Below are 12,253 nucleotides of genomic sequence, written 5' to 3' on the forward strand. Positions count from 1 at the left end.
CCGTTCGCGCCGTCATGGCGGCCGGGACCGCCCGGCCGCCCGCGAGTCGCCGCATCCGCGGCAGACGAGGAGTTCGCCGTGCCCCAACGCCCCGAGGAGCGCCGCCCGTCGGCCGGACGCCGGGCCGGACGCCCGCGCTGGACCGCCGCCGTGGCCGCGGCCCTGCTCGCCGCCGCCCCGCTCACCGGCCTCACCGGCGGCACCGCGCAGGCCGCCGGAGGCATAGCCGACCGGGCCTATATCGCGGACAGCTCCGACGACACCGTGGCCGTCGTCGACACCACCTCGCACAGCGTCGTCGGCTCGGTCCCCGTCGGACACACCCCGGGCGCCGTCGCCGTCGACCCCACGGGCACGCGGGTGTACGTCGCCAACCTGCTCGGCGACTCGGTGTCCGTCGTGGACGCCGCGAACCGCACGGTCACCGCCACCGTGCCCGTCGGCGCGTTCCCCAACTCCCTTGCCGTCAACGCCTCGGGCACCCGCGTGTACGTGGTCGGCAGCAACGCGAACACGCTGTCGGTCATCGACACCGGCACCAATACGGTCACCGCGACCGTGCCCGTCGGCGTGTGGCCGAGCGCGGTCGCGCTGGACCCGGCGGGGACGCGCGCGTACGTCACGAACTACGCCGACGCGACCGTCTCCGTCGTCGACACCGCCACCAACACCGTGACGGGCACCGTGCGGGTCGGCGCGGGCCCCTACGCGGCCGCCGTGCGCCCCGGCAGCGGTAGTGAAGGGGCCCGCCTGTACATCGCCAACGCCGACGACTCCACGGTGTCCGTCGTCGACACCGCCACCCTCGCCGTGACGGCCTCTCCGGCGGTCGGCCAACTCCCGCACGCGATCGCGGTGAACCGCGCCGGAACCCGCGTCTACGCGGCGAACTACGCCGACAGCACGCTTTCGGTGCTCGACACCGCCACCAACGCGGTCACCGCCACGGTGCCCACCGTCGCCTCGCCGAGCGCGCTCGACGTCCACCCGTCCGGGAGCTTCCTCTGCGTCGTGTCGGCCTCCGCCAACACCCTCGCCGTGGTGGATGCTTCGACCTACGCGACCACCGCGACCGGGCCTGCGGGCGGCACCCCGGCCGCCGTCGCGTTCGTCCCCGTGCTGCCGAAGGCCGACGTCGCCGTGGGGCTGACCGCGCAGGCGCCGGGGCTCATCCCGACCTACGTCGCGTACACCCTCACCGCGCGCAACAACGGCCCGTCCACCGCGAACGGCACCACGGTGCGAACCGCCTTGCCCGTCGGCGCGACCGCCACGAACCTGAGCACCGGCTGCACCGCGGCCGCCAACGTGGTCACCTGCACCTACCCGGCGCTGGCCAACGGCGCGACCGCCACATCGTCCTTCCGGGTCCCGCTCAACCTGCTGAGCCTCGGCCCGGTGAAAGCCACCGCGACCCGCACCGCTTCCTCGCCGACGGACCCGAACGCGGCGAACGACAGCGCGAGCGCGTCGTGCACGGTGGTGTCGGTGGTGTTGGCGTTCTGCTGACCGCAGCGCCGACACAGGTCTGACCCGGCATCAGAAAGCCGCGACCGAGGGGGAGCTCCCCCTCGGCCGCGGCTCTCCGGCGTCGGCTTGTGCGTGCCGGTCAGAACTTCCCGGCGGCCATGTCCGCGGTCACATCACGCGTCTGCGAGGCCGGCGGCGGCGTGGTGTCCACCTTCGTGCCCCACTTCGAGAAGGTCGACGTCATCTCCATGTCGGCCTTCTCGCCGTCGGCCTCCACGTGCATGACGATCTTCTGCTTGACCGGCAGGTTGTCGGCGCCGATCCACATGTCCATGTTCATGTCGCCCATGCCGAGCTTGTCGTACTGCTTGACCAGCTTGTCGTACTCCTTCGGCGAAAGGCCCATGCTGTCCGCCGAGTTCTTCTGCAGCGTGGCCAGGTTCACGGTGCCGCTGTAGTGCGTCGTCTGCACACCGCCGACGGTCTCCTTGCCGACCTCGCGGATGTCGCCGGACTGCTGGAGCAGGGCGAGCTGCGACGCGGGGTCGGACTGGTTGTCCTGCGCCTGGTCGAACATCTTCTGCAGCTTCGCGCCCTGACCGGACTTGTCGGCCTTCGCGAGCGCGGCGATGTCGATCTTCGCCCACGGCTTGCCGCCGTTCTCGGCGGCCATCTTCGGACCCATGTTCATGTACATGACGTCCGGCGTCATCAGGTACTGCATGCTCGGCATGTCCGACGGGTCGCCGCCGGACTGCTCGATGAACGACGGCTCGAACTTCATCGTCATCCGGATCGCCAGCTCCGGCTTGTACTGCATCTGCGACGTCACGGTCATCATCGCTTGGCCGTCGATCTTCGTCGTCATCGTCGTCTGGAACGAGTTCGACGCGGAGAGCTTGGTGCGCGATTCGCCGAGCACCCCGGACAGCGCCTTGGCGGCGGGTCCGCGTCCGGTGCCGTCCGCCTTGGCGTCGCCCGACGCCGACGGGGCTGCCGACGGAGACGCGTCCTTCGCCGCATCGGCCGACTTCGAAGCACTGCCGCTGGAGCAGCCCGTGGCCACGACGGCGAGGCAAACGGCGCCTATGGCAGTTCCGACGGTGCGGTTGCGCATGTTCCGATCCCCCAAGGGAGCTGAGTAATGACTTGGTAAACCTAACAGGCGGGACGGGACGGGGATTCATGGACTTCCCTCCGAAAAACCTGAGGGAAAAGCCCCGTACCCGGGTGGTTGCGCTCCGCGATCCTGAGCGGGAAATCGACGCGATCGACACCGATCCACACGGGAGCAACGATGCCTTCCATCTCCGTACCCGGACTGTTCCGGGGACGCAAAGCCTGGGCCTGGCTGGCCGCCGGAATCGTCCTGCTGATCGTCCTCATCAATGCGATGTCCGCCATCTTCGGCGGCATGGCGCGCACCAACGCCGGCGAGATCGGCGTGGTCCGCAACGGCGGACCGCTCGACAACAACAACATCCGCCAGGTGATGGACCCGAGCAGCGGGCTGACCTGGACCGGCCTGTACTCGAATGTGCACAAGTACCCGGCGCAGCAGCGGTTTTACACGATCACCGCGCAGGGCAGCGGTGACAAGCCGGGCGTCGACATCGTGCACGTGCCGTCGAGCGACGGCGTCGACATGGGCATCGAGGGGACGCTGTATTTCAACCTGAACCTCAAGCACGACGTCATCAAGCGCTTCGACGACAAGTTCGGAACGCGCAAGTTCACCCTCGGGAACGACACTTACTACCCGTGGGAAGGCGACAAAGGCTGGTCGGCGTTCCTCGACCAGATCATCCGCCCGGTGATCGACAACGACCTGCGCGTCCAGATCGGCAACTTCCGCTGCGCGGACCTGGTCAGCAGCTGCGCCCTCGTGCAGAACTCCGCGGCGGTGCCCGGCCAGACCCCGGCCGCCGCCCCGCAGGCCAACGGCACCGCGAACAACAACAACATCAGCAAGATCCAGGACGCGATCAACACGAGCCTCGCCGCCGACCTGAAGGAAACCCTCGGCGACGAGTTCATCGTGAACCTGCGCTTCAACCTGGTCCGCATCACCATGCCGCAGAACGTCCAGGACGCGGTCAACAAGGCCCAGGCCGCCTACGCCCAGGTCTCCGAAATGCAGGCCAAGGCCGCCCAGTCCCAGGCCCTCGTCGCCCAGGCCCAGGCCGAAGCCCAGGCCAACGAGGCCCGCCAGAAGGGCTACACCGCCTGCCCGGCGTGCGCCCAGATCGACATCATGCGAGCCATCCCCCCGAACGTGACGACCTTTGCGCCGGGCCAAGGCTTCTCGATCACCGCTCCGCAGACACCCGCCAAGCCGTAGACCCCGCAAGACGGCAGGACGGCCCGCCCCGGCTCGCTCGGGGCGGGCTGCGGCGTGTATCGACCGGCCGGCACACCCCGGTCGCCCCCGATGCACCCCCGCAACGCGCCCCGGGCGCGCCCCTGCGCCGTGCTCCCCGCGCGCCGCACCCCACCCGCGCATGCCGGCCCCCGCACCGTGCGCACCCGCGCAGTCCCGAACAGTCCCGAACAGTCCCCAGCAGTCCCGACCCCCAGCAGCCCCGAACAGTCCCCGAGCGCGCATAGGCCCCGGAGCGTCGGGCGCGTCCGGGGCCTACGGGATGGTGGGAGCGTAGCGCTCCCGGTTTCAGGCGTTCTGGGCGGGGTGCCCGAACTTGCCCTTGTAGAAGAGGAGGGGGCCGGCGTCGTCGCGCGGGGCTTCCAGGGCCTGGACGCGGCCGACGACGATCTCGTGGTCGCCGCCGTCCACGACCTGCTCCAAGGTGCAGTCGATGTAGGCGAGCGTGCCTTCGAGCAGCGGGGAGCCGGTGACCGGGGCGGGCTTGTGGGCGACGCCGGCGAACTTGTCGGCGCCGCTGACCGCGAAGCCGCGGCACAGCTGCTCCTGGTCGTCGGCCAGCACGTTGACGCAGAACTTGCCGCCCGGCTGGATGCGCGGCCACGTGGTGGACGTCTTCGCGACGAAGAAGGTGACCAGCGGCGGGTCGAGCGAGAGCGACGAGAACGACTGGCAGGCGAAGCCCACCGGGGCGTCCCCGTCGTTCGCGGTGATGATGGTGACACCGCTGCAGAAGTGCCCGAGCACGTGCCGGAAAGCGGCGGGGTCGACGGCAGGTGCGTCGAGCTGGCCCATGGGGTCCTCGCAGGGGGTTCGTCGGCGACGCTGGGGAAATTGTCGGGAGAGATCCCGGAATGCCTCATACGTCGAAGTCGTCGTCTGGCGGTGCGACGACGCTATGCCAGCCAAAAACGGTGCGTCAATCAATCCGCGACAGGGCGTGCGTCACACCTGACACGCAGTCAGTTGACTTGCGCGGAAAGGGAATACGCGTTTCCCTGGGGAAATTCGACGAGCCATTGTGGCGGTCGTCACGTGTCGATCGGGGCCAGGCCCGCGCCGCGGACGGCGCGGGCCTCGCTCGATGCGGGCCGCAAGGCCCGACGGGGTCCGGAAGGCGCCTGAAGGCTCTCCAGGCCCCCGGAAACCACCCGGGGGACTACCAGCCGTAGTACTCCGGCTTCCGGCGCTCCATGAGGCTCGCCACGCCCTCGTTCGCGTCGCGGGTGGTCATGTTCAGCTCGACCGAGTCCGCTTCCTCGCCGAAAGCGGTCGCCCGGTCGCTGTCCAGCGAGCGGTTGACCAGGCGCTTGGTGATCGCGTACGCCCGGGTCGGGCCGTTCGCCAGCCGCTCCGCCCACTCCTTGACGGTGGCCTGCAGCTCGTCGCCCGCGACGATCTTGTTGACCAGGCCGAGGCGCAGCGCCTCGTCGGCCGGCAGGTCGTCGGCGAAGAACATCAGTTCCTTGGCCTTCTGCGGCCCGATGAGGCGCGGCAGGATGTACGCCGTGCCGCCGTCCGGGATGAGGCCGCGGCGCGTGAAGATCTGGATGAACTTCGCCGTGTCGGCGGCCACGACCAGGTCGCAGGCCAGCGCGAGCGCCATGCCGTAGCCGGCCGTGGTGCCGTTGACCGCCGCGATGACCGGCTTCTCGCAGTCCAGGATCGCGGTGGTGAGGCGCAGCACGCCGGTCTTCATCATGCGCGACGCGTAGCCGGTCGGCCGGGCGGGCGGCTTCGGGGTGCCGTCGTCGGTCTCCTCGGCGGCGGCGAGGAGCGACTTGGTGCCGGGCGAGCTGCGCAGGTCCATGCCGGTGCAGAAGTGCTTCTCGCCCGCCGCGCCGAGGACGACCGCGCGGACCGACTCGTTCGCCGACGCCTCGCCGAGCAGCGTGATGATCGTTTCGCGCTGGTCCCAGGTGATCGCGTTGCTCGCCTTGGGGCGGTTCAGCGTGATCCACAGGACGCCGTTCTCGACGCGGTGCAGGAGTTCGGGCTCGGTGGCTTCAGGCGTGGTGCTCAAGGAAGCGTTCCTCTCGGACGGGTGGGGCGGGTCGCTGTCCAGGCTCGGGATCAGCGCGGTCGGGATCGGGGCGGTCGGGATCGGGGCCGCTCGGGGCCGCCGGAGCGCGTCAGCGGGGGATCGCCAGCGCGTCCAGGGCGACCGTGCCGCCGCCGCGCGGCATGACCATCAGCGGGTTGATGTCGAGTTCGGCGAGGTCGTCGCCGAGTTCCAGGGCCATGCGCTGGACCCGCATGACCACGTCGACGAGCGCGTCGAGGTCGGCGGGCGGCTGGCCGCGCATGCCTTGCAAGCACTTGAGGCCGCGCAGTTCGCCGAGCATACGGCGGACCTCGTGGGGGCCGAAGGGCGGCACACCGATGGCGATGTCGTCGAACACCTCGACGAAGATGCCGCCGAGCCCCACCGTGACGGTGGGGCCGAACAGCTCGTCGTGGGAGATCCCGACGACCATCTCGACGCCCTTGTCGACCTGCTGGCAGACCAGCACGCCTTCCAGTCGCCCGGCGCCGTTGTCGCGGGCCGCGTCGACGATCTCGCGGTACGCGTCGCGGACCTGGCTGGCCGAGCGCAGGCCGAGCTTGACCAGGCCGAGGTCGCTCTTGTGCGGCAGTTGCGGAGCGCACGCCTTCATGACCACCGGGTAGCCGATGAGCCCGGCGGCGCGGACCGCGGCGGCCGCCGAGGTGACGAGCTGTTCGCGCGGGACACGGATGCCGTAGGTGCGCAGCAGCTGCTTCGCGGAGTGCTCGGAGAGCGGCTTCCCGGCGGTGAGCAGGCGCCGCGCCTTGGCCGCCGCGGGGGAGGCGGTACGGGCGACGTCGTCGAACGGGGAGTCGTAGTTGTCGCGGAACCGGTGGTAGTCGAAGTACGCCTTGAGCGCGGTGACGCAGTTGCCGAAGGTGCGGAAGACAACGATCCGGTTTGATTTGAGCAGGATGTCACGGTAGGCCGATTCGTCGCCGACCGGCGATCCCCAGATCACGCATACGACCTTGTCCGTCGCCTCCGCCGCGTCGACCAGGTCCTGCGCGAGCTTGTCGCTCATGGGCGGGAAAGCCCCGGTGATCGGACAGACGAGCACGCCGATATTCGGGTCGGCGAGGATGGCGTCGATGATCTTGCGGCCGCGCTCGTCGCCGGCCGGGTGGCCGCCGTTGTCGACCGGGTTCGAGATGGTGAGGTACCCGGGGATCCACTCGCGCAGCGACTCCTGCGTGGTGGCGGCGAGTTGCGGCAGTTCGAGGCCTGCGGCGGCGGACAGGTCGGCCATGTGCGCGCCGGTGCCGCCGGAAATCGAGTACACGCAGACGCCGTTCGCCCTCGGCCGGTCGGCGCGGGCGAACAGCTGCGACGTGTCGATGAGTTCGTCGAGTCCGTCGACGCGTGTCACACCGAACTGGCGGAACACCGCGGACGCGACGCGGTCCTGGCCGGTGAGCTTGCCGGTGTGCGACGCGGCCATCTGTGCGCCGGCCTCGCTGCGGCCGACCTTGACCATCACGATCGGCTTGCGCTGCTGGGCGGCGTAGTCGGCGGCGAGGGCGAACGTGCGTCCGTCCTTGAAGCCTTCGATGTACGCGGCGATCACGCCGACCTCGGGCTGGTCGGCGAAGTACCGGATGAAGTCCGCGGTTTCCAGGTCGGCTTCGTTGCCGACCGGGGCCCAGTGCGAGACCCGGATGCCGATGTCCTGCGCCGCGAAGACCGGGCGGCCCTGGTGCCCGCTCTGCGTGATGAGCGCGATGGAGCGGCCTTCCAGGTCCTCGCGGAACTCCTCGAAGGCGTTGAGGTTGGTGTTCGGCCCGAGGAGCCGCAGCGGGCCGCCCGAGGTGAGCTCGGCGAGCCGCTGCTGGGCCTCGGCGCCGGCCGCGCCGGATTCGGCGAAGCCGGCCGCGAACACCACCGCGAAGGAGACTCCCGCTGCGGCGAGGTCGGCGAGCACCTCCTGCGGGTCGCCCACCAAGATGACCGCCAGATCGACCACTTCGGGGACCGACGCGATATCGGGGTGGCATGCCTGGCCGCCGATGGTCGCGTGCTTCGGGTTCACCGGGAACATCCGCGCGCCCACGCGCTCGGACCAGGCCCGCAGTTGGGCGGTGATACGGGCGCCGGGGCGCCCCTCGGTGTCGGAGGCGCCGATCACGGCGACGGTACGCGGCCGGAAGAACCGGTCGAGGTCGGCGGGGCGCAGTTGCAGCGGCCTGCCGGTGAGGTCGACCGGGAGGGTCTGGTCGACGGAGCGTATCGGGGTGGTTGCGGAACCGGTACGGGCGTGTCCCGGAGCGTGCTGTTCCCTGCTGTCACGAAGCATCGTCTGGCCCGTCCCTCGTCTTTCGATCCATCAGTGAATCATCTGACCTGACGGTCAGTCAGTTAGCTTGCTGATGGGACGTCAGGACTGTCTAGCGTCTCATCCCCCCGTGGTCGCGTATTTCTGTCCGATCATGGGGATTTCTGCTGACTTGGTCAATGTTTCTCGGAGAAACCGCCGGTCAGCGGGGTGATCCCGACCGAACGGTAGGTACGCCGTTTGGTGGGCCCCATGGTGCGGGGTGGTGCGGGGTGGTGCCGTCTTGCCACGTGCCGTGCCGTGCCGTGCTTTGCCGTGCTTTGCCATGCGGTGTTGTGCTGCCGGGCGGTCCGTGCCGGGTCCGGCTCAGACGTCGCCGGCGGTGCGCTCGCGTGCGGCCAGCGCCTTGCGGTCGATCTTGTCCATGCCGGTGAGCGGCAGCTCGTCGACGATCCGCAGCGCCTCGGGCAGCTTGTAGGCGGCGAGGCGCGGGCCCGCGAACTCCCGCAGGTCCTCCAGCGTCGGCGTGGGCGTGCCCGCGCGGGGCACCACGACCGCCACGCCGATCTCGCCCATCACCGCGCTGGGCCGCGGGGTCACCGCGACGGACGCGACGGACGGGTGGGCGAGCAGGACGGACTCGACTTCCAGCGGGAAGACGTTGTACCCGCCGCGGATGTACATGTCGGAGATGCGGCCGGTGATCCGCAGGCAGCCGTCCTCGCCGATCCGGCCCAGGTCGCCGGTGCGCAGCCAGCGGTCCGGGTCGAGCGCCTTGACGGTGTCCTCGGGGTTGCGCCAGTAACCGGCCATCACGGACGGTGCCCGCAGGCAGATCTGCCCGGCCTCGCCCTGGGTCAGCACCGCGCCCGTCTCCGGGTCGCGGATCTCCAGCTCGGTGCCCGGCCGCGGCCGGCCCACCGTGTGCAGGGCTTCCTCCTCGGGCGCGTCGAAAGCGGTCAGCGTGCCCAGCCCGCCCGACTCGGTCATCGAGTACCGGATCGAGTAACCCGCGCCGAACCGCTCGCGGGCCTCGCGCACCACCGGCGCGGGGGAGGGGCCCGCGCCCACGATGAGGCCCTTGACGTGCGAGAAGTCGTACGTGTCGAACTCCGGCCGGCGCAGCAGCAGCGACACCTGCGCGGCCACTCCGCCGATGTACGGGATCCGCTCGCGCGCGACGATCCGCAGCGCGTCTTCCGCCCGCCAGCGCCCCAGCAGGTGCATCGTGGCGCCGAGCTTGAGGTAGCCGGCCAGCTTGGTCATGAAGCCGACGTGCGGCAGCCCGGTGGCGACCAGCTGCGGGCCGCCTTCGCCCCACCGGCCGCCGGTGTCCATCTCGGTGATCGCCGCGATCTGCCGCGACGTGAACAGCGCCCCCTTGGGGGTGCCGGTGGTCCCGGACGTGAACACCACCGTCTCCGGCAGGTCGGGGTCGTCGACCCCGGTGACCCGCGGCACCGGCGGGATCGCGTCGGTGCGCAAGTCGCGCCACACCTCGGCGGCTTCCTTGGCCGGCGTGCACAGCAGGAGTTCCGGGCCCGACGGCACGCCCTCGGCCAATTCCTCGGTGGCGATGACGAGTTCGGGCTGCGCTTGGGTGAGCACCTTGGCGCGTTCGGCGGCCATGTACCGCGGGCCGACGCCGGTCGTGACGGCGCCCAGCCGGGCGAGCGCGAGGTACGCGACCACGTACTCGGGCCCGGTCGGCAGCACGAGGGCCGCCAGGTCGCCCGCCCGCACGCCGCGCTGCGCGAGCCCGGCGGCGACCTGGTCGGTCAGCGCGTCGAGCCCCGCGTACGTGAAGGCGGTGCCGCCCTGGACCAGCGCACGCCGCTCCGGAAAGCGTCGTGCGGCCTCCCGCAGGACTGCGGCGACTACGGTCATCAGGACCCTCCTGCCTGGCTTCGCCTTCGAGGACAGCACGGATCGGGTGCGGCGCACCACGGTCCGAGAGTGTGACGAAGGCGATGTTCGCATGATTTGACGGTGTGTCAGATACTGGTCCTCCGACCGCGGATCGGCAATGGGGCCGGTCGCGAGCCGCAGTCCGGACTCAGGCAGGGAGCAGGGCAATGGACGTCGAGTTCAGCGAGGAGCAGCAGGAGATCCGCAGGGCTCTCCGCGACGCACTCGACAAGCAGAGCGACTCTCCGGCCGTCCGTGCCGCGATGGCGACCGAGCACGGCTACGACGCCAAGGTGTGGCGCCGGCTGTGCGACCAGACCGGGCTCGCCGGCCTCGGCATCCCCGAGGAGTACGGCGGCGTCGGCTTCGGCTTCACCGAGGTCGTGATCGCGCTGGAGGAGATGGGCCGGGCGCTGTTCCCGTCGCCGTTCCTCGCGTCGTCGGTGATGGCCGCGTCCGCGCTGCTGCACGGCGCCGACGAGGAGGCCCGCACCGAGTACCTGCCGGGGATCGCCGAGGGCTCGCTGCTCGCCGCTCTCGCGCTCGCCGAGCCGGGCACCCGTGACCTGGCCGCCATCGCCCTGCCCGCCACCGCGACGGCGGACGGCGGCTACCGGCTGGACGGCGTCAAGACGCACGTGGTCGACGGGGCGCTCGCCGGGCTGATCCTGGTCGCCGCGCGCCTCGACGGCGAGACGGCGCTCTTCGCGGTGGACGCGGACGCCGCCGGACTGACCCGCACCGCGCTGCCGGTGCTCGACCAGACGCGCCGTCAGGCCCGGCTGGACTTCGCGGACACCCCGGCGCGGCTGCTCGGCACGCCGGGTGCGGCGACCGAGAAGGCGCTGGAGCGGGTGCGGCAGCTGACCGAGGTGGCGATCGCCGCGGAGTCGGTCGGCGGCGCCGCGCGGTGCCTCGACATGACCGTCGAGTACAGCAAGATCCGTGTGCAGTTCGGCCGCGCGATCGGTTCGTTCCAGGCGCTCAAGCACCGCTGCGCGGACCTGTACGTGGCGCTGGAGACCTCCCGCTCCGCGCTCTACTACGCCGCCTGGGCGGCCGCCGAAGCGGAGGCCGCGGGCCTCGACGTCGACCCGGCCGCGCCCGGCGCCGGCGAACTGGCGCTGATGGCCCCGCTCGCGATGACGCAGGCCACCGCCGCCTACCGGCACCTGGCCGAGGAGACCATCCAGCTGCACGGCGGCGTCGGCTTCACCTGGGAGCACGACGTCCACCTGTACCTGAAGCGCGCCACCACGTCGGCGTTGCTGTTCGGTCCGCGGACCCGCCAGCGGGAGCGCATCGCCGCCCTGGCCGGGATCTGACGCCGGGAAATCCACACGGGTCCAAAAACGGACGAACCGGGTGGTTTCACATGAAACCACCCGGATGGCGGGGGAGTGGAGTGCTGCCCTCCCGCCGCTTGCGTGCCACCCGCCCGAGGACGGTCCGGTGGTGTGCCGGATCCTCGCGGGCTCGCCCCGGTCATGCGGACCTCGTCGGTGCTGCCGACCGGGGCGGCGGGATCAGCGCGGCGGCTTCTTGCCCGTGATGCCCATGTAGACGAGCGTGGACAGTGCCGGACGCACGTCCTTCATCTTGATCTTCCAGGTCTCGAAGCCCTTCTGGTGGCCGGAGACGGCCGCCAGCATGGCCACGAGCGTGCCCGCCATGGCGTTGGGGGCGACTTCCTCGCCCGACTTGCCCTTGGTGTGCACCTCTTCGATGGCCTCGGTCAGACCCGTGGTCACCGCGTTGAGGATCGACTGGCGGACCTTGTAGAAGCGCTTGTCGCCCTCCGCGGACGCGAGGTCCACGACGCGGAGGATCGGCTCGTACTCCCGCCAGAAGTCCAGGAATCCGTCCACCAGGGCCTCGGCCGCGGCATAGCCGCCCTTGCCGGTCCAGCCCTGGTCCTCGGTGAGCGCCTTGAGGCGCGCGCCGTCCTTCGCCATGTCGTTGGCGATCTCGAGGATCGCGCTCTCGACGTCCTGGAAGTACTGGTAGAAGGTTGCGGGCGAGGTGCCTGCCATCCGGGCGACGTCGATGACCTTGACGTCACGGTACGGCGACGTGTCGAGCATCTCGCGCAGGCAGTCCAGCAGTTTCTGCCGGGTGGCCTGGCCGCGTCGCCCGGCGACGCGGCCGTCGACGGTGCGAACTTGTCCTGTCATGC

9 protein-coding genes are annotated in these 12,253 nt (G+C 70.7%); 3 read left to right on the forward strand and 6 right to left on the reverse strand.

The features are described 5' to 3' along the window. Positions 1 to 78 precede the first annotated feature (78 nt). Positions 79 to 1,509 (forward strand): YVTN family beta-propeller repeat protein, encoded by a 1,431-nt coding sequence (locus ACPA54_RS08015; protein ID WP_423527982.1) that lies wholly within the window; start codon positions 79 to 81, stop codon positions 1,507 to 1,509. Between the two features lie 100 nt (positions 1,510 to 1,609). On the opposite strand, the gene ACPA54_RS08020 is transcribed toward ACPA54_RS08015, so the two are convergent. Beyond that, positions 1,610 to 2,587 (reverse strand): SCO4651 family lipoprotein, encoded by a 978-nt coding sequence (locus tag ACPA54_RS08020; protein WP_423527983.1) that lies wholly within the window; start codon positions 2,585 to 2,587, stop codon positions 1,610 to 1,612. Positions 2,588 to 2,767: 180 nt separating this feature from the next. Between ACPA54_RS08020 and ACPA54_RS08025 the strand changes: the two genes are divergently transcribed. Further along, positions 2,768 to 3,811, forward strand: a complete 1,044-nt coding sequence (locus ACPA54_RS08025; protein WP_423527984.1) for an SPFH domain-containing protein — start codon at positions 2,768 to 2,770, stop codon at positions 3,809 to 3,811. Positions 3,812 to 4,138: 327 nt separating this feature from the next. Here ACPA54_RS08025 and ACPA54_RS08030 read toward each other — a convergent pair whose 3' ends face one another. From ACPA54_RS08030 to ACPA54_RS08045, 4 genes are all read right to left on the reverse strand, one after another. Then, the gene (locus ACPA54_RS08030) at positions 4,139 to 4,645 is read right to left on the reverse strand and encodes a flavin reductase family protein (RefSeq protein WP_423527985.1); all 507 of its coding nucleotides are present in this window, start codon (positions 4,643 to 4,645) and stop codon (positions 4,139 to 4,141) included. A 364-nt stretch (positions 4,646 to 5,009) separates the two neighbouring features. Then, complete coding sequence (locus ACPA54_RS08035; protein ID WP_345678523.1) at positions 5,010 to 5,873, reverse strand: enoyl-CoA hydratase/isomerase family protein; 864 nt, start codon at positions 5,871 to 5,873, stop codon at positions 5,010 to 5,012. A gap of 109 nt (positions 5,874 to 5,982) precedes the next feature. Next, positions 5,983 to 8,190 (reverse strand): acetate--CoA ligase family protein, encoded by a 2,208-nt coding sequence (locus ACPA54_RS08040; protein ID WP_423527986.1) that lies wholly within the window; start codon positions 8,188 to 8,190, stop codon positions 5,983 to 5,985. 345 nt (positions 8,191 to 8,535) lie between these two features. Further along, positions 8,536 to 10,056 carry a class I adenylate-forming enzyme family protein gene (locus tag ACPA54_RS08045; RefSeq protein WP_423527987.1) on the reverse strand — a complete coding sequence of 507 codons (1,521 nt, stop codon included), beginning with the start codon at positions 10,054 to 10,056 and terminating at the stop codon, positions 8,536 to 8,538. Positions 10,057 to 10,244: 188 nt separating this feature from the next. Here ACPA54_RS08045 and ACPA54_RS08050 point away from each other — a divergent pair, with 188 nt between their 5' ends. After that, positions 10,245 to 11,402 carry an acyl-CoA dehydrogenase family protein gene (locus ACPA54_RS08050; protein ID WP_423527988.1) on the forward strand — a complete coding sequence of 386 codons (1,158 nt, stop codon included), beginning with the start codon at positions 10,245 to 10,247 and terminating at the stop codon, positions 11,400 to 11,402. 201 nt (positions 11,403 to 11,603) lie between these two features. On the opposite strand, the gene ACPA54_RS08055 is transcribed toward ACPA54_RS08050, so the two are convergent. Then, positions 11,604 to 12,251: a TetR/AcrR family transcriptional regulator gene (locus tag ACPA54_RS08055; RefSeq protein WP_423527989.1), complete on the reverse strand. Its 648-nt coding sequence runs from the start codon at positions 12,249 to 12,251 to the stop codon at positions 11,604 to 11,606. Positions 12,252 to 12,253 lie beyond the last annotated feature (2 nt).

It is taken from the genome of Uniformispora flossi, assembly GCF_049534875.1.
In the GTDB taxonomy this organism is placed as follows: Bacteria; Actinomycetota; Actinomycetes; order Streptomycetales; family Streptomycetaceae; genus Yinghuangia; species Yinghuangia aomiensis.